We start from the raw sequence: 23,104 nt of genomic DNA on the forward strand, positions 1-23,104 counted from the left end.
GCGAGTGATTCGTCCGAACTCTCTGGTCGGGGCGACAGGATTCGAACCTGCGACCCCCACACCCCCAGTGTGATGCGCTACCAGGCTGCGCTACGCCCCGATCAGAGAGGGCGTGCCTTTAGGCCTGCTTTTCGGCCCATGCAAGCCCGAAGCGTGCGAGCGGGCAAATGTTGCGTGCGACCCGTGCAGATGATAGCTGCCCGCAATTGACAGGATGCCGTGTTCGCGGCGTCCGCTATCTCGGACATTCAGGCCAGCAATGCTCGTACCTTCCGCTTTCGCCCAGTCCGCCGCCGCGCCCGCGGCATCGGGTGGTATCTTCGGCACGCTGATCGGCGTCGCGCCGCTGCTGCTGATCTTCGTCGCCTTCTACTTCCTGTTGATCCGTCCGCAGTCGAAGCGGATGAAGACGCTGCAGGCGTCGATCGCCGCCGTGAAGCGCGGCGACAGCATCGTCACCGCCGGCGGCATCATCGGCAAGGTGACCAAGGTCGAGGACACGTTCGTCGAGGTCGAGATCGCCGCCAACACCCGCGTCCGCGTGGTCAAGGCGACCATCGCCGAAGTCACGCCGCCCGCCGGCGCCAAACCCGCGAACGACTGATGCTCGACTTTCCGCGCTGGAAACGGATCGCCATCTGGGCATCCGTCATCCTGTTGTCGCTGTTCGCCATCCCGAGTCTGCTGCCCGAATCCATGCGGGCAAAGCTGCCTTCATGGTATGCGTCGCAGACGATCAATCTTGGCCTCGATCTGGCGGGAGGCAGCTACATCCTGCTCGAAGCGAAGACCGAAGACGTCGCCGCGACCCAGATCGAGGCGATGCGCGAACGCATTTCGACCGAGATGCGCCGCCAGCCGCGCGTCGCGATCGGCGATATCTCGACGCGGGGCGGGCAGATCAGCTTCATGGTCCGCGACGCGAGCCAGGTCGATGCCGCACGCGAAAAGCTGCTCAGCCTGACCGGCGGCGGCGCGGGCATGACCGGCCAGCGCGAATGGGACATCGAAGTGCGCGACACCACGCGCTTCGTGCTGACCCCGACCCAGGCCGGCCTGCGGCTGACCGTCGAGAATGCTATGAAGGACGCGACCGAGGTCGTACGCCGCCGTATCGACGAACTGGGCACCCGCGAACCGACGATCATCCAGCAGGGCACCAACCGCATCGTCGTGCAGGTCCCCGGCCTGTCCGATCCGAAGGCGCTGAAGGACCTGCTCGGCAAGACCGCGCGGCTCGAATTCAAGCTGGTCGACCTGACCGCCGATCCGCAGGCGGTTGCCCGTGGACAGGCACCGGCCGGCAGCCAGATCCTGCCCTATCCGGCGCAGGGCGGCGGCATTGCGGTCAAGCGGTCGACGATCATCTCGGGCGATCAGCTCGCCGATGCGCGGCAGACCTATGACCAGAACGGCCAGCCCAACGTCACGATCAATTTCGATTCCGAAGGCGGTCGCCGCTTCGCGAAAGTGACGCAGGAAAATACCGGCAAGCCGTTTGCGATCATCGTCGACAATTCGGTCATTTCCGCGCCGAACATCAACGAACCGATCCTTGGCGGAAGCGCGACGATCAGCGGTGGTTTCACCGTCGACAGCGCCAACCAGCTGTCGATCGCGCTGCGTTCGGGCAAGCTGCCGGTCGACCTGACCGTCGTCCAGGAAAGCACCGTCAGCCCCGAACTGGGGGCTGATTCGATCAAGGCAGGCGTCACCGCCGCGATCATCGCAACCGTCGCGGTCATCGCGTTCATGGTCATGACCTATGGCCGGTTCGGCATCTATTCGACGATCGCCGTCGTGCTGAACATCCTGATGATCCTTGCGGTGATGGCGTTCCTGAAAGCGACGCTGACGCTGCCCGGCATCGCCGGCTTCGTGCTGACCATCGGTACCGCGGTCGACGCGAACGTGCTCATCAACGAACGCATCCGCGAGGAACGGCGGCGCGGGCGTTCGGTGCTCCAGTCGCTCGAACTGGGGTACAAGGAAGCCAGCCGTACGATCTTCGAGGCGAACGTGACCCACGCGATCGCCGGCGGGATCATGCTGATCCTCGGCTCCGGTCCGATTCGCGGCTTCGCGGTCGTGCTGCTGCTCGGCATCGCCAGTTCGGTGTTCACCGCCGTCACCTTCACGCGGATGCTGGTCGCCGGATGGATGCGCCGCAACCGTCCGACCGACATCCATATCTAAGGCCCGGCCGTCATGCGTCTCATCAAGCTGGTCCCCGACAACACCAACATCCGCTTCGTCGCGGTGCGGAAGATCGCGTTCACCGTCACGCTGATCCTCAGCATCCTCGCGGTCGGGCTGGTGTTCGTCCGTGGCCTCAATTTCGGCGTCGACTTCATGGGCGGCGTCGCGATCGAAGAGAAATTCGCCACCCCGCCGGCGATCGACCGGGTACGCGCAACCATCGAGCGGCTGGGGGTGGGTGAACCCGCGATCCAGCAATTCGGCGATCCGACGCTCGTGTCGATCCGCCTGCCGGTACCCGAAGGCGACGCGGGCGCGACCGACCGGCTCGTCGAACGCGTGAAGACCGCGCTGTCGACCGAATTCCCCGGCGCGACGTTCAGCAACTACTCGACCGTGTCGGGCAAGGTGTCCGACGAGCTGGTGACCAACGGTGTGCTGGCCGTGTTGCTGGCCATCGTCGGCATCGCGATCTTTTCGTGGTTCCGGTACGAATGGCAGTTCGGCGTGTCGACCGCGGTCGCGATCATCCACGACGTGCTGATGACGCTCGGCTTTTTCGCGCTGACGCAGATGCCCTTCGACCTGACCATCGTCGCGGCGGTGCTGACCATCATCGGCTATTCGATCAACGACAAGATGGTGATCGACGACCGTATCCGCGAAAACATGCGTAAATACCGCAAGATGGGGATGCGCGAGCTGATCGATCTGTCGGTCAACGAAACGTTGCCGCGGACGGTCATGACCTCGCTGACCATCCTGTTGGCGCTGACCGCGCTGATCGTGTTCGGCGGCCATGTGCTGCGTGGCTTCACCGCCGCGATGATCCTCGGCGTGATCGTCGGTACCTATTCGTCGATCTACGTGTCGTCGTCGCTGCTGATCTCGCTGGGCCTGCAGCCCGGCGCGCCGGTGGGGGAGGGGACGGTCAAGGAGCCGGTCCCGCAAAAGGGAACACGGTGAAACTCGACCGGACCCGCAAGGGCGACGGTCCGGTCGTTTCAGGCCTGACCACCGGCGGGTTCCGGGTCGATGACGGCATCTACCCGGCGCTGCTGATGACGCCGCAGCGCGCCGATCTGTGGCAGCCGCCCGCGTTCGAGGCACTGAACGCCGATGCGCTGGCGGCGATACTGTCGATCGATCCGGTGCCGGAATTCCTGCTGCTCGGCACCGGCGCTACCCTGCGCCAGCCGCCGCGCCCGCTGGTCCGCGCGCTCGATGCGCGGGGGCTGGGGATCGAGGCGATGGATAGCCGGGCGGCGGCGCGCGCATGGGGCGTATTGCGCGACGAAGGTCGCTGGATCGCGGCGGCCTTCTACCCCTTCTGATCGACCAGTCCGGCCAGATGGTCGCGTAGCTCGGACGCATTCCTCTCCCAGCTATAGGCATCGACCGTCGCTCGCGTCGCCGCCGGATCGGCGGTTTGCGACAATATCGCCGCAATCCCTTGCGCGAAAGACGCCGCATCGCGCGCTACGATTCGCCCCGCAGCGGGACGGGTGACCACTTCGCGCGCCGCCCCGGCATCGGGAATAACGATCGGCGTCCCGCTGGCGAGTGCCTCGACCCAGGCATTGGCCAGCCCTTCCGAGGACGACGCCAGCGCCATGACGTCCGCTGCCGCCAGCAGGTCGGGGAGCGCGTCGTGCGGCATGGCGCCGCACAGCCGGACCCGGTCGCCGACGCCCAGTTCGGCGATGCGCGCTGCCAGCGACGCCCGATCGGGGCCACCACCGACCATCCATAGGGCGACGCCGGGTAATGCCGCCACCGCCTCCAGCACGATGCGGTGGCCTTTCCGCGGGATCAGCGCGCCGAGCGATACGACCATCGGGCCGGTGACCCGCAATCGCGCCTTCGCCGCCGCCCGATCGATCGTGCCGAACCGGCTGTGGTCGATCCCGGTGCGATGGACCCGAACCGGACGGTCGATCCCGGCGGCGGCGATATCGTCGGCCATCGACTGCGAGACGGCCAGCAAGCCATCGGCACGCTCGCCGGCCGCGCGGACCTGCGCCGCGGTCGCCGGGGCATGGCCCCAATGATGGATATCGGCCCCGCGCGCCTTGATCGACACCGGCACGCCATAGCGCCGCCCCAGCGCCACCGCCGCCGGTCCGTCGGGAAAGAAAAACTGGGCATCGATCACATCGAAGCGAAACGTCTCGCGCAGCGCGTCGAGATGCGGGGTCAGGCACCGGACCAGCGCGCCGACATGGAACCGCCCCCGTGTCGCGGGCAGGTTCACAAAACGCGGACGATCGACTGCCAGACCTTTCCAGTCCTTGCGCAACGGCAGGCGCGCGAGCGAACGGTAGCCCGGGTGGAGCGAGAGGGGGAAGGGCGGGATGCCGATCGGGGCGACGACCCGAACCTCGACGTCACCCAGTGCGGCCAGGCCCAATGTCTGCCGTTCCACGAACACCCCGAAATTGGGCCGGGTGGCATCGGGGAACAGCGTGGCCAGGGTCAGAACGCGCAGCATGCGACAGCGTCATAGCCGAAAAGGATGAAGGCTTTGCCGCAAATCGGGGCGGCAAGAAAAAGGGCCGGAGCACCTTGCCCCGGCCCGGTTCGCATCATGCGTTCAGCGTGTGGTCCAGCTTGATCTCGGCATTCAGCAGCTTCGAGATCGGGCAGCCTGCCTTGGCACCGGCCGCGATTTCCTCGAACTTCGCCTGATCGATGCCAGGGACGCTGGCGATCAGGGTCAGTGCCGACTTGGTCACCTTGAACCCGTCGCCATCCTTGTCCAGCGTGACCTTTGCCGTGGTTTCCAGCGTGCCGTCGCTATAGCCGGCACCGGCCAGTGCGAAGCTCAGCGCCATGGTGAAGCAGCTGGCATGGGCCGCAGCGATCAGTTCTTCCGGATTGGTGCCCTTGCCGTCCTCGAACCGGGTGTTGAAGCTATATTGCTGGTTGTCGAGTACGCCGGACTGGGTCGAGACATGGCCTTTGCCGTCCTTGCCAAGACCTTCGTAACGGGCGGATGCACTGCGGATCATGCGGGAACCTTTGCGATGGGAAAAGGGCGGGCCCGTCGCCGGACCCGCCCCTCAGAATTCTTCACGCCCGATAAGGTTCAACGGCAGCGGCCACGGCTGCCGCTCCGCTCGATCTCGCGGCCGGCAAGTGCGCCTGCGCCAGCGCCGAGCAGGGTGCCGAGCGTACGGTCACCACGGCTGTCGATCGTCCGTCCGACCAGCGCCCCGGCCACACCACCGACGACCAGACCGGTGGTGCCATTGGGCTTGCGGCAATAGCGGCGACCGTCCCGACCGCGCCATTCGCGATACTTCTGGCGACGCTGTGCCTCGGCCTCGGATTTGCCGACCGAGATGCCATGCTTCGAATAGGTCGCGCCGACGGGAGCCATCAGCGATGCAGCGGCGAGAGCCAACATGATATTGCGCATGGGGGAATGTCCTTTCGTCCATGTCGTTGTCGGCCAGTTTAACGCACCCTTCGCCTGACGGTTTCATGAACGAAACGACAGCTTGCGCCCGTCCCGCGACGGGACGATCCGTCAGCCGCTTGTCACGGGCAGATCGAGTGGATAGCGCGCCACCGCCTCGTACCATGCGCCGGCATTGCCGAGGTGGCTTTCGTACAGGATGAAGTGATCGAATCGCATCGCCGGTGACGCCAGTCCGGCATTCGCGCCAAGGAACGGTTCGGTCGGCCCGCTCGATTTGTTGAGTCGCGCCAGCGTGATGTGGGGCAGGAACGCCCGACCCTCGGGCGACAGGCCGAGACGGACGAGGGCGTGATCGACCTTGCGATGCAGCGCCATAACCGTGTCGTGCGGCGTCACCCCCGCCCACAGCGCGCGGCCACGCCGGCCCGCATCGAACTGTCCGACACCCGACAGCGCCAGATCGAAAGCCGGTGCGCGAACCGCCTGCAATGCCAGTGCGATATCCTCCGCCACCGGCCGTTCGACGTCGCCGATATAGCGCAGCGTCAGGTGCAGTTGCTCGTCGTCCTGCCACCGCGCCGCCTCGACCCCGTCCTGGATGTCGAACAGCGCGTCACGCATCTTGGCGGGCGGGCGAAGGGCGATAAACAGACGGTGCATGGCGGATTCTCCCGGCAGCGTAACAAAATGTTGCTCTCCGCGTTTGGCTTGAAATCGCCACGGTGGCGGACGATATTTCGAACAGCCGGCATGAGTGCCGGGAAGAGGAGTTTACAATGGCGAACTGGTCCGATCCCCGGACGTCGGCCGCACCGATCACTCGTACGCGCGACCGTGACATGGCGCGCGACGAAGGGCTGCGGTCCTACATGCTTTCGGTGTATAACTACATGGCGTCGGGCGTGCTGTTGACCGGCATTGTCGCGCTGTTGTTTTCGTGGGGTGGCGACACCTCGCCGGCGGCGGCGGTGTTCTACCAGCCCGGTATCCTGAAATATGCGATCATCTTCTCGCCGCTGATCTTCGTGATGGTGTTGAGCTTCGGCATCAACCGTCTGTCGACCGGTGCGGCACAGGGTCTGTTCTGGGCATTCGCGGCGATCATGGGTCTGTCGATGTCGACGATCTTCCTGCGCTACACCGGAGCGTCGATCGCGCTGACCTTCTTCGCGACCACGGTGTCGTTCCTGTCGCTCAGCCTCTATGGATATACGACGAAGCGCGACCTGACCGGGTTCGGTACGTTCCTGATCATGGGTCTGGTCGGCCTGATCGTGGCGTCGTTGCTGAACCTGTTCTTCCAGTCGGGCATGATGAGCATGGTCATCAGTGCGATCGGCGTGCTGTTGTTCGCGGGTCTGACCGCTTATGATACGCAGCGGATCAAGGGTCTGTATTACCAGGTCGCCGGCACCGACTTCGCTGGCAAGGCCGTGATCATGGGTGCGTTGTCGCTGTACCTCGACTTCGTGAACATGTTCCAGTTCCTGCTGTCGTTCATGGGCAACCGCGACTGATCCGGTCACCGATGACGGCATGAAGGGCCCGGCGGGAAACCGCCGGGTCTTTTCATATGCGGGGAACGCGTCGGGCGATCGTTTCGTTTTTGTCCCGAAGGAGTGAGGGATATGACCAACGACACCATGGGAATCGACGACAAGGCGCTTTCGTCGCTGTCGGTCGCCCCCGACGGCGACGAAAGCGAAGCGCACACCCCGCGGGGTCAGGGCGACGCGGGCGGCGATCACAGCATCGCCGGGCGGATGGAAAGCGATCCCGGCGATAGCGAGGCGCGGCTCGACCGCGGTCTCGACGAATCGATGGACGCGTCGGACCCGCCCGCCTCGACCCAGCCGATCCACAACAACGGCCCCGCACCCTCGTCGGGATACGATCCCGAACAGGAAGCGAAGCTGGCCCGCGACGGCAAGGCCGACTGACCGTACGGTACCGACTGTAAACGACGCGGCGTGTCGGCTGGTGCCGGCACGCCGCGTTCGGTATGCAAGGGGGCATGACGACCGATCGGTGGTTCCGACCCGTGCTGCGGGTCATCGCGGCGCTGCTGCTGGCGGTGCAGGCCGTCGTCCCGGCGCACGCGGCGGTGACGATCACCTTCTGGTCGCAGGAATTCGGGCAGAGCTTTCCGCATGCGTTCTTCAGCTTTTCGGGCACGCCCGATGCTGGCGGGCCGGCAGCCGATGGCACCTATGGCTTTACTGCCAAGGCGATCACCCCTGCATTGTTGACCGGATCGGTCGGCGGGCGGATCGACCGCCCCAAACCATCCTATATCGACCGCAGCAACGCGCATTTCTCGGTCGTGCTGAGCGATGCGCAATATGCCGCCGTCCGGTCGCTGATCGACGAATGGGGCGAAAACGGCGATTCGCACTATAACCTGAACCGCCGCAACTGCGTCCATTTCGTCGCCGAAGCCGCGCGTCGATCGGGCCTGACCGTGGTCGAGGACCGGAAACTGATGAAGAAGCCGCGCTCCTTCACCCAGTCGCTCGAACGCGCCAATGCCGGACGAGTGACGGTAATCGAATTGCCGGCCAAGGCCTATTTCGCATCGTTCACGCCGCCGGTCGTGGCGGTCGGATCGGCGCCGTCGCCGCGCTGACCCCTTTCGTCGCGCTGGCAAATCCGGCAGTCCTGCCGAACCAAAAGGTACGGGAGTCAAGCGATGCGGCGGTGGACGATCGGGATGCTGGCGTTGCTGGCGGCATGCGGACAGGCCGATGAACCCGATGCGTCGGTCAATCTGACGCAGGACGATCCGATCCTGCCGATGCCGTCGCCCACCCCCGAAACGCTGGTGACGATCCCGACCCGGTTCGTCGGGATATGGGACAGCTACGGTGCCGCCTGTGCCGCCGATCCCGCCGGGGCTAACCGGCTGGTCGTCGCGGCGAACGCGATCACGATGGGCGACCGCGAGCTGCCGGTGCGCGGCATCACCCTCGCCGATGCCGGGGCGGTCGATATCGATATCGTCGGCGACCGTGGTGGCATCACCGAACAGCGCCGCTACCGGCTGGCGCTGGGCGAGGGGGGTACGCTCGACATGATGGCGGACGGTGGACCGGTCCGCCGAGTCCGCTGCGATGCGCCGGCCGGGGCGGAGGCAGCGGCGCGCAACGCGATCGCGCTAAACCTCGCCCCCGACGGCCTGCAAACCGTCGCCGGGGCCAGCAGCCGCGCGCTCCCCTTCGGCAGCCCCAGCGAGATCGTGTTGCGTGTGGTCGAAGCGGCGACCCAGAGCCTGCCCGAACGATCGCGCAACGAGACATGCGGCGAAGGCCCGCTCGACATCGCCACCTATCCGAAGATCGCCGTCTATTTTCAGGAAGGTCGCTTCGTGGGTTGGTCGGCGCGCGGGCGTGGGCTAACGACGATGAGCGGCGTCGGCATCGGCGCGAAGCGGGCGACGGTCGATTCGTCGATCGACGCGCCGGTCGAGGAAACCAGCCTTGGCCGCGAATTCACCAGCGGCGGCCTGTCGGGCACCTATGACGCCAGGGACAATGTCACCGCTTTATGGGCGGGCAGCACCTGCATCGCCCGGTGATTGCGCCCGCCATCGCCGACGATGCCGACCGGGTGGTCGCATTGTGGCAGTCGTGCGGGCTGACCCGGCCATGGAACGACCCCCATGCCGATGTCGCGCGGGCGCTGTCGGGTGCGACGTCGACGATCCTGCTCGCCCGCGAGGAAGGCCACACGATCGGGAGCGTCATGGTCGGCCACGACGGGCATCGTGGCTGGCTCTATTACCTTGCGGTCGCGCCCGATCGTCAGGGGCAGGGCATCGGCCGCGCGTTGTTCACCGCAGCGGAGGACTGGCTGCGCGACGCGGGCACGCCGAAGCTCCAGTTGATGGTCCGCAGCGACAACGACGCCGCCCTCGGCTTTTACCATGCGATAGGGCTGACGCGGCAGGACGTCATCGTTCTCGGCCGCTTCCTGACGGCGGACGGATCGACCTGATCTTCAGCTACTGATAGTCACTTGCAAAAGCAGGTATGGCGGCGTACCCGGCGCGAAACATTCAGGGAATCGCTTCGTATGTCCGCTTTCGCCATCCTTCTCGCCGCCGCCACCGCCGTTCCGGAAGTGCCGCCGACCGAGGATCCGCAGCGTGGTGACGATATCGTCGTCACCGGCCAGCGGACCGAGGGCAGCGCCGACTATGCGGTCAAGGCGCAGACCACCGCCACCCGCCTGTCGCTCAGCCAGCGTGAGACGCCGCAGTCGGTTAGCGTGGTGACGCGGGCCCAGATCGACGACTTTCAGCTGAACGACGCCAACGCGCTGCTGACGACCGTCCCCGGCGTGACGGTGCAGGCGCAGGAAACCGACCGCTTCTATTATTCGGCGCGCGGCTTCGATATCCAGACGTTCCAGATCGACGGCATCGGCCTGCCCTTCGCCTTCGAAGTGCAGACCGGATCGGTCGATACCGCGATCTACGACCGGATCGAGGTCGTGCGCGGCGCGCCCGGCTTGTTGTCGTCGACCGGCAACCCGTCGGCGGTCATCAACTTCGTCCGCAAGCGCCCGACCCGCGATCTGAAGGCATCGGCCAGCGTCCAGTACGGATCGTTCGATGCGCTGCGCCTCGACGCCGATGTCAGCGTGCCGCTGACCCGGGAAGGCAATGTGCGGGCGCGCGCGGTCGGCGCGTTCGTCGACAGCGACAGCTATCTCGATCGCTACCATCTGCGCCGCTGGACCGGCTATGGGATCGTCGAGGCCGATCTCGGCCCCGATACGGTGGTCAGCGCCGGATACGGCCATCAGGATCACGGCACGCGCGGGGCGATGTGGGGATCGCTGCCGCTCTATTACACCGACGGCACCCGCATCGACCATGCCCGCTCGACCAACACCGGTCCCGATTGGGCGCAGTGGAACGTCACCGACCGCCAGATCTTCGGCGACGTGACCCATCGCTTCGGCGACTGGACGGCCAAGCTCAGCGTCCTGCGCCGGGCGATCAGCGAGGACGACCGTCTGTTCTACGTCTTTGGCAATCCCGATCGCGCGACCGGCCTTGGCATCCTCAGCTATCCGGGGGCATTTCGCGCCGAAACCCGCAACCTGACCATCGACGCGCATCTGGCCGGCACGGCGACGCTGTTCGGCCGGACGCATGACGTGATGTTCGGCATGAACCGCAGCGCGCAAGCCTATGAGCAGGGGTCGAGCTACGATACCGCCGCCATCAATCTTTCGCTGCCGCTGGCGACGGCGTTCGACGGCAGTTTCCCCGAACCGAATTTCCCGACCGCGTATGACCCCAGCCTTGCGACCCGGCAGCGGCGCGAAACGGTGTACGGCCTGATCCGGCTGAACCCGGCCGAGCGGGTCAAGGTGATGGTCGGCGCCAACGCGACCCGCGCGTTCAGCGAAGGCATCTCCTATGGCGCGCCGACCGATTATGACCGGGCGCGCTTCCTGCCGTTCGTCGGGGCGACGTTCGATCTGGCGAGCAATATCAGCGCCTATGCCAGCTTCGCGACGATCTTCAATCCGCAGACCCAGGTCGACGCGAACCGCCGGTTGCTCGACCCGATCGAGGGCGACAATCTGGAAGCCGGGCTGAAGGGCGAATGGCTCGGCGGCCGGCTGAACGCCAGCATCGCGGTGTTTCAGGCACGGCAAAAGAATACTGCCGAGGCGGCGGGCTTCGACGCGACGATCGGTCAGACGCTCTATCGCGGCGTCAATGCCAAGTCGCAGGGGATCGAGTTCGAATTCAGCGGACAGGTCGCGCCGGGCGTGCAGGCCACCGGCGGATACACGGTGATGCGGGTGCGCGGCGACGACGACCAGGCGGTGCGCACGTTCGTGCCGCGCAATACCGGGCGGCTCAATATCGTGTGGTCGCCGACGATGCTGCCGGCGCTGAAGCTGGGCGCATCGGGTCAGTATCAGAGTCGCATCTACCTCGAACCGGGTGCATTGGTGCCGAACACCACCACGCCGATCCGGATCACGCAGGATGGCTATGCCACGTTCGACCTGCTCGCGCGTTACGATCTGACCGATCGCGTCTCACTCAGCGCCAATGTCCGCAACGTCAACGATGCGAAGGTGCTGAACGCGATCAACTTCGATCAGGGGTTCTTCAACGCGCCGCGGACGGTGCTGGGAACGATCCGGGTCAGCTACTGACGCGGAAAGGGGGCGGTGGTGCCGCCCCCTCCCTTCGTCCCGTTTGTCATCTTGCCGTTTGGTTCGAAGCTGTTCGAACCAAACGGAGTATCAAACGGTCAGCCCACGAACGCGCGTTCGATCACATAGTCGCCGGGCTTCGCGTTCGACCCTTCCTCGAACCCCAGACCTTCCAGATATTCCGAAAAGTCGCGGATCATCTCGGTCGATCCGCACAGCATGATGCGGTCGGTCGCCGGGTCGAACGCCTGCGCCCCCCCGATGCGGGCGCTGAACAGCGTCCCGTTCTCGACCAGCGCGTCGATGCGGCCGGTGGTGTGGAATTCCTCGCGCGTCACCGTCGGAACATAGGTGAACTGCTGCGCCGCCTGATCCTCGACCAGCGGATCGCCGGCAAGGTTCGCCTCCATCGTCGTGCGGAAGGCGAGGTCGGACACGCGGCGCACCGAATGGACGACGACGATCGACGAATACATCTCATACACGTCGGGGTCGCGGATCAGCGACAGGAACGGGGCAAGGCCGGTACCGGTCGACAGCATGAACAGGCGGCTGCCGGGCTTCAGCGCGTCGGTGACCAGCGTGCCGGTCGGCTTCTTGCCCAGATAGACTTCGTCGCCCGGCACGATCTGTTGCAGCCTGCTGGTCAGCGGGCCGTCCTGCACCTTGATCGACAGGAACTCCAGCTCCTCGGCATAGGCCGGGCTGGCGATCGAATAGGCGCGCAGCAACGGCTTGCCGTTGTCGCCGGGCAGGCCGATCATCACGAATTCGCCCGAACGGAAGCGGAAGCTCGCCGGGCGGGTGATCGTGAAGCTGAACAGATGCTCGTTCCAGTGACGCACCGAACGCACGCGCTCGACGCTGAGCGCGTTGGTGGGTTCGAGGCCGTGGACGACGGCGGTGCGGTCGGTCATCGATAATCCTTACGTCTTGACGCTGGTCCCCGGCGGCAGCCCGATCTGGCCGAGCATCGCCGCTGTCCGGGCCAGCGCGCAAAAGGTTGGTGCGATCGCCCCGTCGGCGACCAGCAGCGAAAGCGTGGTCCGTGCCTTCGCATCGCGACCCGTTACGAGATCGCGCGCCAAGGTCAAGAGAACCGATTCATCATCGGTCACAAGCCCGCATTTACAGTTGATCTGGATCGGTACGCGGGCATGGCCCGACAACTGCGTCATCCACGCGTCGAAATCGCCCAGCGCGTCGAGCGCGCCCGCCTGTGCAAAGCGTGCCGCCAGCAGTGCGGACGGGTTCTGGCACGCACTGCGCGCCGCCACCCAAAGCCGGATCGCTTCGAGCAGGAAGCGGTCGCCGTTCGACAATATCGATACCGGCCGGTCGATCAGATCGTACATAGAGCCTCGCTATTGATACTCATTCGCAGACGCTATCGGCAGGGTTTGCGGTCGTCAATGGCTGTCGTGCAGCGGACCGGCACTTTGTCGCAATCGGCCGAAGGGGCGACGCGCGGACGGGATCGGCGACCTGTAAAGAAGATATTCAGCAATTCGGCGCATCGTGCCCCGACGAGGGAAAAGGGCGGTGCAATGAAGTTGAAGGTCCGGGGTCGCGTCAACTTGATCGGTGCAATGGCGGCGATCGGACTTGTCGCGCTGCTGTGTATCAGTCTGTTTCGCATGTCGGCGATCATGCACGCCGATATCGAGCGCAATACACGACAGGTCGTCGAAACCGCGCGGTCGGTCGTCGCCTATTATCATAACGCCGAACTGGCCGGGCGGATGAGCCGTGCCGAGGCACAGCGGGCCGCGCTGTCGACGCTGAAGGACATGCGGTACGAAGGGAAAGAGTATTTCTGGGTCAACGATCTGCATCCGACGATGCTGATGCACCCGACCAAGCCCGAACTCGACAATACCGACCTGACCAACAACCGCGACGCCACCGGCAAGGCACATTTCGTCGAGATGGCGAATGTCGTGAAGGCCCGGGGTGAGGGCTTCGTCCGCTATATGTGGAAGACCCCCGACAAGTCGCATGACGAACCGAAGCTGTCCTATGTCGCCGGGTTCAAGCCATGGGGCTGGGTGATCGGCTCGGGTGTGTATCTCGACAGCGTCAACGCGGCGGTATGGAGCGCGGCGCTGTATCAGAGCGCCCTCGCGCTGGCCGTGCTGCTGGTCGTCGCCTTCGTCGCCTTCCGCATCGGCCGCTCGATCTCGCAACCGGTCGAGGCACTGTCGGCCCGGATGCGCGCGCTTGCGGCCGGCGACACCGCGACTCCGATTCCCGGCCGCGACCGCATCGATGAGGTGGGCGAAATGGCCGCCGCGCTCGAAACATTCCGCGACGCGGCGATCGTCGCCGCCGATCGCGAGGCCGAGCAGCAGCGCGTGGTCGCGACGGTCGGATCGGGGCTCGACGCGCTGGCCCATGGCCGGCTCGACACCCGGATCGGCGGCAAATTGTCGGGTACCTTCGTCAAGATCGGCAGCGATTTCGACTCGGCGATGGCGTCGGTCGCCGACGCGATGCGCTCGGTCACGCGCTCGGCGGGCGGCATCCGCACCGGCGCGACCGAGATCAGCAGCGCGTCCGACGACCTGTCGCGCCGTACCGAACAACAGGCGGCCAGCCTTGAGGAAACCGCCGCCGCGCTCGACCAGATCACGGCCACGGTTCGGCGCACGGCAGCGGGGGCGGCACAGGCCAATACGACCATGAGCGCGACTCGCGGCGATGCCGAGGACGGCGTTCGCATCGTGCGCGAGGCGGTGACGGCGATGAGCGGTATCAAGCGCGCATCGGACGAGATTTCGGAAATCATCTCGGTCATCGACGGCATCGCCTTCCAGACCAATCTGCTCGCCCTCAACGCCGGCGTCGAGGCCGCGCGCGCCGGCGATGCGGGCAAGGGCTTCGCAGTCGTCGCCTCCGAAGTCCGCGCGCTGGCCCAGCGTTCGGCCGACGCCGCCAACGACGTCAAGTCGCGCATCCATGCCAGCGGCAGCCAGGTCGAGATCGGCGTCACGCTGGTCGGGCAGACCGGCAGCGCGCTCGAACGCATCGTCGCGCGCATCGCCGAGATCGCCGATCTGGTCGCGACGATCGCCCGCGGGGCCGACGAACAATCCTCCGGGCTGCAACAGGTCAACATCGCCGTCAGCGAGATGGACGCGGTCACGCAGCAGAACGCCGCGATGGTCGAGGAAGCCACCGCCGCCGCGCGCAGCCTCGCCAGCGAAGCCGAAGCGCTCACCCGCCACGTCGCCCGGTTCAGTGTCGCGGAAACCGCCGGCCGCGACCAGCCCCGCATCCTGCGCGCGGTGGCGTGATCGACGGCAGCGCGTCGCCACTCTAGACGCGAACGCCAACCCTTCGAAGAGGCGACCCGTGACCCTGACGCTGTACGGCATCCCCAATTGCGACACGATGAAGAAGGCCCGCGTCTGGCTCGACGGGCAGGGCATCGCGCATCGGTTCCATGACTATAAGAAAGCCGGCATCGACCGCGCGACGCTCGAACGCTGGGTCGTGGCGCTGGGGTGGGAAGCGCTGCTCAACCGGTCGGGCACGACGTTCCGCAAGCTGCCCGATGCCGACAAGGCCGATCTGACCGCCGACCGCGCCATCGACCTGATGCTGGCGCAACCGTCGATGATCCGCCGGCCGGTGCTGGTCGCGGACGACTGGATCGAGGTCGGTTTCAAACCCGATCGCTACGCCGGACGATTGCTCTCGGCGAACTGATTGCGCTACGATTGCAGCTGCTCGGGGGCCGATGGCGATACCGCAGCGATTTGCCTGTGGGAGAGACATGGCTGAAACCCTTTTTCGTTTGCCGCCGCTCTGGTTTCGCGTCGTCGCCTTGCTGATGACGTTATGGGGTGCGGCGGGTGTTTTCGCCTTTTACGGCCATGCGACGACCGGGCCGGCGCAGCTGGCGGCGTTGCCCGACTATGAACGCGGCTTTTTCCTCGCGTTGCCCGGCTGGTTCGTCTGGATCTATGCCATCGCCACCTGGGGCGGGTTGCTCGGCGGGATCGCGCTGATGCTTCGGCGCCGGATCGCGAGCGTTTTCCTCGCGCTGTCGCTGTTGGCGGTCGCGGTGCAGTTCGGCTGGGTCTTTGCCGCGACCGATCTGATCGCGGTCAAGGGCGCGGCGGCGGTCGTGCCGTTTCCGCTGGTGATCTTCGCCATCGCGCTGGCCCAGCTGGCGGTCGCGCGCCATGCCGACGCCCGTGGGTGGCTTCGCTAGGGCCGTTCCGCTAGGACGCTCGCCATGTCCACGACCTTCACCATCGACACCGCGACCAGCCGCGCGACGCCGACCCCCGCGCCGATGAAGCGGCTGACCATCCCCGCGATCCGCGCCGCCAAGGGCAAGACCCCGCTGGTGATGCTGACCGCCTATACCGTGCGCATGGCGCAGCTGATGGACGCGGGGTGCGACATGCTGCTGGTCGGCGACAGCCTGGGGCAGGTGATCTACGGGCTGCCGTCGACCGTGCCGGTCACGCTCGACATGATGGCGGCGCATGGCGCGGCGGTCGTGCGCGGCAGCTATCATGCGCTGGTCGTGATCGATCTCCCCTTCGGCAGCTATGAAGCCAGTCCGCAACAGGCATTCGAAAGCGCGGCGATGCTGCTCAAGGCGACCGGCGCGGCGGCGGTGAAGCTGGAGGGCGGCACGGCGATGGCCGACACCGTCGCCTTCCTGTCGCAGCGCGGGATTCCGGTGATGGGCCATGTCGGCCTGACGCCACAGGCGGTGAACCAGCTCGGCGGCTATGGCGCACGCGGCCGCAGTCCGGAGGAAGCGGCGAAGATCGTCGCCGATGCCGTCGCCGTCGCCGAGGCGGGGGCCTTCGCGGTGGTGATCGAGGGGGTGGTCGAACCGATCGCGATCGACATCACCCACCGTATTACGGTGCCGACGATCGGCATCGGCGCGTCGGCGCAGTGCGACGGACAGGTGCTGGTCGCCGAGGATATGCTCGGCTTCTTCGAACGCACCCCGCGCTTCGTGAAGACGTTCGACGACATCGCCGGCCGCATTTCGACAGCGGTGCAGACCTATGCCGACGACGTCCGCTCGCGAGTCTTTCCGGGACCGGACCAGCTCTACGCGCCGAAGGACTGAGCGGCACCCCAACCCAACCGTCACCCCGGGCTTGACCCGGGGTCCCGCTTCTTCTTTCTCTCGGCCGTGATGAGGAAGCGGGACCCCCGGTCAAGCACGGGGTGACGAAGGAGGCCCCCGTTCATCCCCTGAACACCCGCCCTCCGCCATGGTCTCCCCCCGGCACCACCCCTACGACCATTCGCTTTCGTTTCCGCCGACGCTCGGCTAAAGGAGCGCGCTTGACCCATCCTCTGGAGCTGTTCCCTTGGCGTTGACCCCGCAGAACAACGATGCCTTCATCCGCGAAGTCGATGACGAAATGCGTCGCGAGCAGATGACCGCGATCGGTCGCCGCTACGGCCTGTGGATCATCGTCGCGGTGCTGGCGGCGCTGGCGGCGTTCGGCGGCTGGACCTGGTGGCAGCATCATCAGAACAGCCTCGCCGCCGAACAGGGGGAGAAGCTCGCCACCGCGCTCGACGAGATCGCACAGGGCCGCGTCGCGCAGGGCACGGCCGAGGTCGCGAAGCTGACGACGTCCGATCGCGACGCCGTCCGCGCCACCGCGCTGCTGACGCAGGCCGACTTGCTACTCTCCAAGAACGACCTGAAGGGGGCGGCCGCCGCCTTTGGCAAGGTCGCCGCCGACGACTCGCTGGCACAGCCGTTCCGCGACATGGCGCTCGTCCGCCAGACCGCGGTCGAATATGACAGCCTGCAACCGCAACAGGTCATCGACCGGCTGCGCGGCCTCGCCGACAAGGGCAGCCCGTGGCTCGGCAGCGCGGGCGAGATGGTGGCGGTCGCCTATCTCCGCCAGAACAACCTGCAACAGGCGGGCCAGACCTTTGCCCTGATCGCGCAGACCGATGGCGTGCCGCAATCGGTGCGCGGGCGGGCGGTGCAGATGGCCGGGTCGCTGGGTGTCGACGCGGTCGATGCGTCGGCCAACCAGACCGCCGCGCAATAACGCTTCTCCAGTTTCCGGAACCCCTTCGATGAAGACCCATCTCAAACTCTCGGCGGCGGTCGCGGCGTTGGCGCTGCTGGGCGGTTGCGGCGCCTTGAAGGGCAAGGGCCCGGCGCGCACCCCGATCGTCGGCCAGCGCGTGCCGATCCTCGCATCGGAAAATCTGGCGGAGGTCGATCCGGCGCTCGCCAATCTTCAGGTCGTGTTGCCGCTCGCCGAAACCAACGCCAACTGGGCGCAGCCCGGCGGCAATCCGTCGAAGTCGATGGGCCATGTCGCGCTGGCCGATACGCTCAGCCAGCGCTGGTCGGTGCGGATCGAGGGCGGCGATACCCGTACGCGCCTTGCCGCCGCGCCGGTCGTCGCCGATGGCCGGCTGTACGTGATCGACGTCAACGGCCTCGTGACGGCGATGACCGCTGATACCGGCGCGACCGTGTGGACCGCCCCCACCGTCAAGGGCGACGAAAACCGCCGCGCGCGCTTCGGCGGCGGCGTGTCGGTCGACGGCAACCGCGCCTTCGCCACCGATGGCCTTGGCGATGTCGTCGCCTTCGACACCGCCGATGGCAAGGAAGTGTGGCGCGCCAAGCCCGGCGGCCCGTTGCGCGGCGCACCGACCGTCACCAACGGACAGGTCTATGTCGTCAGCCAGGATAACCAGTTGTTCGCGCTCGACCAGACCGATGGCAAGGTCGTCTGGACCCAGTCGGGCAGCCTCGAATCGCAGGGCGTGTTCGGCGTCGCCGCCCCGGCCTCGGCTCAGGGTACCGTCGTCGCCGGCTTCTCGTCGGGCGAACTGAACGCCTATCGCTACGAAAACGGCCGGTCGGTCTGGGGCGACAGCCTGTCGCGCACCTCGGCCTCGACCTCGGTGTCGGCACTGGCCGATATCGATGCCGAACCGGTGATCGACAATGGCCGCGTCTATGCGGTCGGGCAGGGCGGGCGCATGGTCGCGCTCGAACTGACGTCCGGCCAGCGGTTGTGGGAACAGAATCTCGCCGGCATCTCGACGCCATGGGTCGCGGGCGAATGGATTTTCGTCGTCACCGACGATGCCCGCCTGCTGTGCATCTCGCGCGGCAGCGGCAAGCTGCGCTGGGTCCAGCAGCTGCCCGGCTTCCGCAACCTCAAGAAGCGCAAGAACCCGATCGGCTGGGTCGGCCCGATCCTCGCCGGCAACCGCCTGCTCCTCGCCAATACGCAGGGGCAGCTGGTGTCGGTCTCGACCGCCGATGGCAGCATCACCACGACGCAGGATACCCGGTCGAAGGCCGGTTATTCGCTGTCGCCGATCGTCGCCAACGGCACGCTCTACCTGCTCGACGATGCGGGGCAGCTGACCGCCTGGAAGTAAGCCCGACCATCGTCCTCAATCGTCATTCCGGCGAAGGCCGGAATCCATTGTGTCGGGTGCTGGCGATCATGCGATATCGTCACCCCATCCGTGGATTCCGGCCTTCGCCGGAATGACGGTCGGGCTGTATCGACCACACCCTCGACCCCCCGACCCAATTTCCCTACTATCGCGGCAACCCCGCACCCCAGGAATTCCCATGCCTTTACCCGTCGTCGCCATCATCGGCCGTCCCAATGTCGGCAAGTCGACGCTGTTCAACCGGCTGGTCGGCAAGCGGCTGGCGCTGGTCGACGATCAGCCGGGCGTGACCCGCGACAGGCGCGAGGGGGAGGCGTCGTTGCTCGGCCTCGACTTCACCATCGTCGACACGGCGGGGTTCGAGGATGAGGACGCCGCGACCCTGCCGGGGCGGATGCGGATGCAGACGCAGGCGGCGGTCGAAATGGCCGATGTCGCGCTGTTCATGATCGACGCCCGCGCCGGCATCACCCCGCTGGACGAGGAAATCGCCCGCTGGCTGCGCTCGGCCGACGGCACGGTCGTGCTGGTCGCCAACAAGGCGGAGGGTCGCGCGGGCGAGAACGGCGTGCTCGAATCGCTGGCGCTGGGCTTTGGCGATCCGGTGCAGATGTCGGCCGAACATGGCGAGGGCGTCGCCGACCTGTTCGACGCGCTGCGCCCCTATGTCGAACGCGAGGACGAGCCGGAGCCCGAGGATGAAGGCGAGTTCGACCCTGAAACCGCCGTCCTGAAACTTGCGATCGTCGGTCGCCCGAATGCCGGCAAGTCGACGCTCATCAACCGGTTCGTCGGCGAAGACCGTCTGATTACCGGTCCCGAAGCCGGCATCACCCGCGATTCGATCGCGGTTGACTGGGAATGGACCGCCCCCGATGGCCGCGTCCGGCCGGTCCGGCTGATCGACACGGCGGGGATGCGCAAGAAGGCGCGAGTTCAGGAAAAGCTCGAAAAGCTCTCCGTCGCCGACGCGCTGCATGCGATCGACTTTGCCGAGGTCGTCGTGCTGCTGCTCGACGGCACGCGTGGCCTCGAACTGCAGGACATCAAGATCGCCGACCGCGTGCTGCAAGAGGGCCGCGCGCTGGTGATCGCGCTCAACAAATGGGACATCGCCGAACATGCCTCTTCGCTGTTCAACGGCGTGAAGGGCGCGCTCGACGAAGGGCTAGCGCAGGCGCGCGGCGTACCGCTGCTGACCGTGTCGGCCGCGACCGGCAAGGGGCTCGACGTACTGATGCAGGCCGCGTTCGAAACGCGCGAGGCATGGGGCCGCCGCGTGTCGACCGGCCAGCTCAACCGCTGGTTCGACCGCGCGCTGGAGGCCAACCCGCCGCCCGCCCCCGGCGGCAAGCGCATCAAGATGCGCTACATCACGCAGAACAACATCCGTCCGCCCAGCTTCGTCCTGTTCGGCACCCGCGTCGATCAGCTGCCCGAAAGCTATAAACGCTATCTTATCAACGGCATCCGCAAGGAATTCGGCTTCGGCGCGGTCCCGGTCCGGTTGAACATGCGCGCCCCGAAAAACCCCTTCGACCACAGCAAGTGACCCATATCGACGCCCGCGGCATGCGCTGCCCCTGGCCCGCCATCCGGCTGGCCAAGGCGCTGCGCGACGGGGCGACGATGGTGGAGATCCAAGCCGACGACCCAAGGGCAGCCGGTGAACTGACCAGCGCGGCGAGCGCGGTCGGGGCGCGGCTGGAGGTCGTGCGCGAAGGCTTGTTCCGAATAGAGCGGTAACGCCTGCGGCTCATCACGCCCACCGACCCGTCACCCTGACCCTTGCGCGGCTTCCTCCCTCTCCCACCGGGAGAGAGAAGGGGCCCGTCCGGCGCAGCCGGGTGGGAAGGGTGAGGGCGATCCCGGGTGACGAGAAACGACTCTGTCCTACAACCGTCTTACCATGCCATACCCTTCGGCGTCCTTTCTCACCGCCGAAGCCGTCGCCCGCAAAGCCACGATCTCACGACACCACAAAACGCTCGCAAGTGTGACTTTTGTGACCTTTGAAACCGCTACGGCTGCGCTTCCCAGGGTTTATCCCGCAAATTCAGATGCGTGATCCCCCGCGCCTTCAACCGCGGCCCGAGGAACCGGTAGAAATACCAGTCCTTCGCCGCAAACGGCGTCGCATGATACAGGACCCGCTCGGCCAGCGTCCACCGCACCCGCCGCCGGTCCGACCGACGCGGCGACGGCGTTGCCCAGAAGCGGAAGGGATAGACCACCCGGCCGAGCTTCGCGACGCGCTGCATGACCTCGTGGTCGAGCAGGACATAGGGCCAGAGCGCTTCCGAAAAGCCGCCCGCCTCCACCAGCGCCTGCGTCCGAAACGCCTGTCCGTACCCACCGGTATGCGTCTGCTTCGATAGCAGCCGCGTCACGATCCCCGAATAGAGCGCCCGCCGCAACGGCTGCCCCGACGCATCGACGCCCAGCGCCATCACCGCCACGACGTGCCGGTCGGCATCGAACGCCCGTTCGGCCTCGGCCAGATAGTGCGGCGGGTAATCGGTATCGGCATCGCCGAACGCACAGAATTCGGTGGTCAATTCGGCCATCGCCGTTTCCAGCGCGTGGATCTTGCCCGGCCGCGCTTCGGACCGATGGATGACCTCGATCCCCGGCATGGCGAACCCGCGCGCGACCGCATCCGATCCGTCGGTCGACCCGTTATCGACCAGTACCAGCCGAAACGGCACCGTCTGTCCTGCCAGCGCCGCCAGCGTCGCCGGCAGGAAATCGACTTCGTTGTAATAGGCGATGACGAACGTCCAGCGCGTCACGCCGCGACCTCGATCAGCGTCCGACACGCCGCCTCCGACGATCGCGGCCCGTGCGTCGCGACCGCATGTGCCCGCGCCGCCGCACCCATCGCCTCGACCGCCGCCGGGTCGGCCAGCAGGGCAGCGACCTTGTCGCGATAGTCATTGTCCCGAACCAGCAGCCCGCACGTCTCGGGAATGACATCCGCTCCGATCCGGTCGTCGAACGCCACTACCGGCAGACCGCACGCCATCGCCTCCGGAATGGCGCGCGGGAAATAGTCGCGGCGTCCGGCATGGAAGAACAGCTGCGCCTGCGCCAGCATCGCCGGCACCTGCCCGTTGGGAACGTGCCCCAGCCATGCGACCTTCGGAAAGCGTGCGCGCAGTTCCGCCGCCTGCGGTCCGTCGCCGATCACCGCCACCCGCATGGTCTCGGCCAGCGCCGCGATCTCGTCGAACTTCTTGTACGGGCTCAACCGGCTGGTCGCGATCACGTCGAACCGCTTCCCGGCCGCCATGGGCGCGAAGCGATCGGTGTCGATCGTCTTGGGCAGCCGCTGCATCCGTGCCGCCGGCACCGACCGCCGCCAGAAACGCCAGCCGGGATGGGTCAGCTTCGCCTCCTGTACCGATGTTTCGGGAAAGACGAACGCGGCATCAGGCACGATCCGGCTCCAGTAATCGCCGCCGATGATGACCGCGAACCGCCGCCGATCGGGCCGCAGCACCCGGTCGAACAGGTCGAACCCCGCCCCGCCATTGCTGCCGACCAGCACGAACAGATCGGCCGGATCGGTGCGCGCCGCCGCGACCATCGTATCGCTCACCTGATCACGCGTCCTGGCCGTCGGGTTCGACGGCGCGAACAGCCGGATCGGGTAGGGCGCGACCCCGTCCAGCGCCGCAACGGTAGTGAGGGATGCGGGGGCCAGTGCCCATAGCTCGCTCTCGACGCCCAGTTCGGTCAGGATGCCCGGCATCCGCTTGTCGCGATTGTCCCAGCGGAGCCATTCGGCGGTATCCGCGACGCCGTGATGGCTGGGATAGGTCAGGACGAAGATGATCCGCATCGCCGTTCGGCTACCAG

At 66.4% G+C, this 23,104-nt stretch carries 26 protein-coding genes and 1 tRNA gene; 18 read left to right on the plus strand and 9 right to left on the minus strand.

Going from position 1 to position 23,104, the window contains the following annotated elements; all coding sequences use genetic code 11:
• Positions 1-23: 23 nt before the first annotated feature.
• A tRNA-Pro gene (locus tag ASE91_RS06790) sits at positions 24-100 on the minus strand.
• A 159-nt stretch (positions 101-259) separates the two neighbouring features.
• Here ASE91_RS06790 and yajC point away from each other — a divergent pair.
• Genes yajC through ASE91_RS06810 form a run of 4 tightly spaced genes read left to right on the plus strand, consistent with a single transcriptional unit; the run spans position 260 to position 3,533 of the window.
• Entirely contained in the window at positions 260-604 is a 345-nt protein-coding gene (yajC, locus tag ASE91_RS06795) for a preprotein translocase subunit YajC (protein ID WP_055995974.1), read from the plus strand.
• Positions 604-2,196, plus strand: coding sequence for a protein translocase subunit SecD (gene secD / locus ASE91_RS06800; RefSeq protein ID WP_056624169.1), 1,593 nt, complete (start codon positions 604-606; stop codon positions 2,194-2,196). The genes yajC and secD overlap by 1 nt, the downstream gene beginning before the upstream one ends.
• 12 nt (positions 2,197-2,208) lie before the next feature.
• A complete protein-coding gene (secF, locus tag ASE91_RS06805) occupies positions 2,209-3,165 on the plus strand; it encodes a protein translocase subunit SecF (RefSeq protein ID WP_056624171.1) in 957 nt (318 codons plus the stop codon).
• Positions 3,162-3,533, plus strand: coding sequence for an Mth938-like domain-containing protein (locus ASE91_RS06810; RefSeq protein WP_056624174.1), 372 nt, complete (start codon positions 3,162-3,164; stop codon positions 3,531-3,533). Before secF ends, ASE91_RS06810 begins: the two co-directional genes overlap by 4 nt.
• On the opposite strand, the gene ASE91_RS06815 is transcribed toward ASE91_RS06810, so the two are convergent.
• The 4 genes from ASE91_RS06815 to thpR all read right to left on the minus strand — a co-directional run bounded on the left by ASE91_RS06815 (position 3,521) and on the right by thpR (position 6,283).
• Positions 3,521-4,690, minus strand: coding sequence for a glycosyltransferase (locus ASE91_RS06815; protein WP_056624176.1), 1,170 nt, complete (start codon positions 4,688-4,690; stop codon positions 3,521-3,523). The two genes, ASE91_RS06810 and ASE91_RS06815, sit on opposite strands and share 13 nt — an antisense overlap.
• A gap of 94 nt (positions 4,691-4,784) precedes the next feature.
• Positions 4,785-5,210 carry an OsmC family protein gene (locus tag ASE91_RS06820; RefSeq protein WP_056624178.1) on the minus strand — a complete coding sequence of 142 codons (426 nt, stop codon included), beginning with the start codon at positions 5,208-5,210 and terminating at the stop codon, positions 4,785-4,787.
• 77 nt (positions 5,211-5,287) lie between these two features.
• Positions 5,288-5,620, minus strand: a complete 333-nt coding sequence (locus ASE91_RS06825) for a glycine zipper 2TM domain-containing protein (RefSeq protein ID WP_056624180.1) — start codon at positions 5,618-5,620, stop codon at positions 5,288-5,290.
• A gap of 111 nt (positions 5,621-5,731) precedes the next feature.
• Complete coding sequence (gene thpR, locus ASE91_RS06830) at positions 5,732-6,283, minus strand: RNA 2',3'-cyclic phosphodiesterase (protein ID WP_056624182.1); 552 nt, start codon at positions 6,281-6,283, stop codon at positions 5,732-5,734.
• Between the two features lie 116 nt (positions 6,284-6,399).
• Here thpR and ASE91_RS06835 point away from each other — a divergent pair, with 116 nt between their 5' ends.
• From ASE91_RS06835 to ASE91_RS06860, 6 genes are all read left to right on the plus strand, one after another.
• Positions 6,400-7,140 carry a Bax inhibitor-1/YccA family protein gene (locus ASE91_RS06835; protein WP_056624184.1) on the plus strand — a complete coding sequence of 247 codons (741 nt, stop codon included), beginning with the start codon at positions 6,400-6,402 and terminating at the stop codon, positions 7,138-7,140.
• 111 nt (positions 7,141-7,251) lie between these two features.
• Complete coding sequence (locus ASE91_RS06840; RefSeq protein WP_056624187.1) at positions 7,252-7,563, plus strand: hypothetical protein; 312 nt, start codon at positions 7,252-7,254, stop codon at positions 7,561-7,563.
• 74 nt (positions 7,564-7,637) lie between these two features.
• Positions 7,638-8,249, plus strand: a complete 612-nt coding sequence (locus ASE91_RS06845; protein ID WP_056624190.1) for a hypothetical protein — start codon at positions 7,638-7,640, stop codon at positions 8,247-8,249.
• A gap of 63 nt (positions 8,250-8,312) precedes the next feature.
• Complete coding sequence (locus tag ASE91_RS06850) at positions 8,313-9,197, plus strand: hypothetical protein (RefSeq protein WP_056624192.1); 885 nt, start codon at positions 8,313-8,315, stop codon at positions 9,195-9,197.
• Positions 9,194-9,616, plus strand: a complete 423-nt coding sequence (locus ASE91_RS06855; protein WP_235530367.1) for a GNAT family acetyltransferase — start codon at positions 9,194-9,196, stop codon at positions 9,614-9,616. The genes ASE91_RS06850 and ASE91_RS06855 overlap by 4 nt, the downstream gene beginning before the upstream one ends.
• A gap of 78 nt (positions 9,617-9,694) precedes the next feature.
• The gene (locus tag ASE91_RS06860) at positions 9,695-11,806 is read left to right on the plus strand and encodes a TonB-dependent siderophore receptor (RefSeq protein ID WP_056624199.1); all 2,112 of its coding nucleotides are present in this window, start codon (positions 9,695-9,697) and stop codon (positions 11,804-11,806) included.
• Between the two features lie 98 nt (positions 11,807-11,904).
• Here ASE91_RS06860 and ASE91_RS06865 read toward each other — a convergent pair whose 3' ends face one another.
• Together ASE91_RS06865 and ASE91_RS19910 are read right to left on the minus strand one after the other, a co-directional pair.
• Positions 11,905-12,723, minus strand: coding sequence for a ferredoxin--NADP reductase (locus tag ASE91_RS06865; protein WP_056624202.1), 819 nt, complete (start codon positions 12,721-12,723; stop codon positions 11,905-11,907).
• A gap of 9 nt (positions 12,724-12,732) precedes the next feature.
• The gene (locus ASE91_RS19910; RefSeq protein WP_055995928.1) at positions 12,733-13,161 is read right to left on the minus strand and encodes a hypothetical protein; all 429 of its coding nucleotides are present in this window, start codon (positions 13,159-13,161) and stop codon (positions 12,733-12,735) included.
• A gap of 192 nt (positions 13,162-13,353) precedes the next feature.
• Between ASE91_RS19910 and ASE91_RS06875 the strand changes: the two genes are divergently transcribed.
• From ASE91_RS06875 to ASE91_RS06910, 8 genes are all read left to right on the plus strand, one after another.
• Positions 13,354-15,102, plus strand: a complete 1,749-nt coding sequence (locus tag ASE91_RS06875; RefSeq protein WP_056624205.1) for a methyl-accepting chemotaxis protein — start codon at positions 13,354-13,356, stop codon at positions 15,100-15,102.
• Between the two features lie 58 nt (positions 15,103-15,160).
• Positions 15,161-15,517, plus strand: a complete 357-nt coding sequence (locus ASE91_RS06880) for an ArsC family reductase (RefSeq protein WP_056624209.1) — start codon at positions 15,161-15,163, stop codon at positions 15,515-15,517.
• Positions 15,518-15,584: 67 nt separating this feature from the next.
• On the plus strand, positions 15,585-16,025 hold the full coding sequence (locus tag ASE91_RS06885; protein WP_056624211.1) for a hypothetical protein: 441 nt from the start codon (positions 15,585-15,587) through the stop codon (positions 16,023-16,025).
• 24 nt (positions 16,026-16,049) lie between these two features.
• Positions 16,050-16,910, plus strand: a complete 861-nt coding sequence (gene panB / locus ASE91_RS06890; protein ID WP_056624215.1) for a 3-methyl-2-oxobutanoate hydroxymethyltransferase — start codon at positions 16,050-16,052, stop codon at positions 16,908-16,910.
• Between the two features lie 247 nt (positions 16,911-17,157).
• Positions 17,158-17,862 carry a tetratricopeptide repeat protein gene (locus ASE91_RS06895; RefSeq protein ID WP_056624218.1) on the plus strand — a complete coding sequence of 235 codons (705 nt, stop codon included), beginning with the start codon at positions 17,158-17,160 and terminating at the stop codon, positions 17,860-17,862.
• A 28-nt stretch (positions 17,863-17,890) separates the two neighbouring features.
• The gene (locus tag ASE91_RS06900; RefSeq protein WP_056624221.1) at positions 17,891-19,222 is read left to right on the plus strand and encodes an outer membrane protein assembly factor BamB family protein; all 1,332 of its coding nucleotides are present in this window, start codon (positions 17,891-17,893) and stop codon (positions 19,220-19,222) included.
• A 199-nt stretch (positions 19,223-19,421) separates the two neighbouring features.
• A complete protein-coding gene (gene der, locus ASE91_RS06905) occupies positions 19,422-20,795 on the plus strand; it encodes a ribosome biogenesis GTPase Der (RefSeq protein WP_055995905.1) in 1,374 nt (457 codons plus the stop codon).
• Positions 20,792-20,989 (plus strand): sulfurtransferase TusA family protein, encoded by a 198-nt coding sequence (locus ASE91_RS06910; RefSeq protein WP_056624224.1) that lies wholly within the window; start codon positions 20,792-20,794, stop codon positions 20,987-20,989. Before der ends, ASE91_RS06910 begins: the two co-directional genes overlap by 4 nt.
• A gap of 275 nt (positions 20,990-21,264) precedes the next feature.
• Here ASE91_RS06910 and ASE91_RS06915 read toward each other — a convergent pair whose 3' ends face one another.
• Together ASE91_RS06915 and ASE91_RS06920 are read right to left on the minus strand one after the other, a co-directional pair.
• Positions 21,265-22,035, minus strand: coding sequence for a glycosyltransferase family 2 protein (locus tag ASE91_RS06915; RefSeq protein WP_056624227.1), 771 nt, complete (start codon positions 22,033-22,035; stop codon positions 21,265-21,267).
• Positions 22,032-23,087, minus strand: a complete 1,056-nt coding sequence (locus ASE91_RS06920) for a glycosyltransferase (protein WP_056624231.1) — start codon at positions 23,085-23,087, stop codon at positions 22,032-22,034. Before ASE91_RS06920 ends, ASE91_RS06915 begins: the two co-directional genes overlap by 4 nt.
• Between the last annotated feature and the right edge of the window lie 17 nt (positions 23,088-23,104).

It is taken from the genome of Sphingomonas sp. Leaf62, assembly GCF_001421915.1.
Classification (GTDB): Bacteria; Pseudomonadota; Alphaproteobacteria; order Sphingomonadales; family Sphingomonadaceae; genus Sphingomonas.

Excerpts from the sequence above, each read along its gene's own strand:
- ASE91_RS19910 (WP_055995928.1), bottom strand. The coding sequence starts at position 13,161 with ATGTACGATCTGATCGACCGGCCGGTATCGATATTGTCGAACGGCGAC.
- ASE91_RS06845 (WP_056624190.1), top strand. The coding sequence starts at position 7,638 with ATGACGACCGATCGGTGGTTCCGACCCGTGCTGCGGGTCATCGCGGCG.
- ASE91_RS06825 (WP_056624180.1), bottom strand. The coding sequence starts at position 5,620 with ATGCGCAATATCATGTTGGCTCTCGCCGCTGCATCGCTGATGGCTCCC.
- ASE91_RS06840 (WP_056624187.1), top strand. The coding sequence starts at position 7,252 with ATGACCAACGACACCATGGGAATCGACGACAAGGCGCTTTCGTCGCTG.
- secD (WP_056624169.1), top strand. The coding sequence starts at position 604 with ATGCTCGACTTTCCGCGCTGGAAACGGATCGCCATCTGGGCATCCGTC.
- ASE91_RS06865 (WP_056624202.1), bottom strand. The coding sequence starts at position 12,723 with ATGACCGACCGCACCGCCGTCGTCCACGGCCTCGAACCCACCAACGCG.
- ASE91_RS06815 (WP_056624176.1), bottom strand. The coding sequence starts at position 4,690 with ATGCTGCGCGTTCTGACCCTGGCCACGCTGTTCCCCGATGCCACCCGG.
- thpR (WP_056624182.1), bottom strand. The coding sequence starts at position 6,283 with ATGCACCGTCTGTTTATCGCCCTTCGCCCGCCCGCCAAGATGCGTGAC.
- ASE91_RS06920 (WP_056624231.1), bottom strand. The coding sequence starts at position 23,087 with ATGCGGATCATCTTCGTCCTGACCTATCCCAGCCATCACGGCGTCGCG.
- ASE91_RS06860 (WP_056624199.1), top strand. The coding sequence starts at position 9,695 with ATGTCCGCTTTCGCCATCCTTCTCGCCGCCGCCACCGCCGTTCCGGAA.
- panB (WP_056624215.1), top strand. The coding sequence starts at position 16,050 with ATGTCCACGACCTTCACCATCGACACCGCGACCAGCCGCGCGACGCCG.
- ASE91_RS06885 (WP_056624211.1), top strand. The coding sequence starts at position 15,585 with ATGGCTGAAACCCTTTTTCGTTTGCCGCCGCTCTGGTTTCGCGTCGTC.
- ASE91_RS06835 (WP_056624184.1), top strand. The coding sequence starts at position 6,400 with ATGGCGAACTGGTCCGATCCCCGGACGTCGGCCGCACCGATCACTCGT.
- ASE91_RS06900 (WP_056624221.1), top strand. The coding sequence starts at position 17,891 with ATGAAGACCCATCTCAAACTCTCGGCGGCGGTCGCGGCGTTGGCGCTG.
- ASE91_RS06820 (WP_056624178.1), bottom strand. The coding sequence starts at position 5,210 with ATGATCCGCAGTGCATCCGCCCGTTACGAAGGTCTTGGCAAGGACGGC.
- ASE91_RS06850 (WP_056624192.1), top strand. The coding sequence starts at position 8,313 with ATGCGGCGGTGGACGATCGGGATGCTGGCGTTGCTGGCGGCATGCGGA.
- yajC (WP_055995974.1), top strand. The coding sequence starts at position 260 with ATGCTCGTACCTTCCGCTTTCGCCCAGTCCGCCGCCGCGCCCGCGGCA.
- secF (WP_056624171.1), top strand. The coding sequence starts at position 2,209 with ATGCGTCTCATCAAGCTGGTCCCCGACAACACCAACATCCGCTTCGTC.
- der (WP_055995905.1), top strand. The coding sequence starts at position 19,422 with ATGCCTTTACCCGTCGTCGCCATCATCGGCCGTCCCAATGTCGGCAAG.
- ASE91_RS06875 (WP_056624205.1), top strand. The coding sequence starts at position 13,354 with ATGAAGTTGAAGGTCCGGGGTCGCGTCAACTTGATCGGTGCAATGGCG.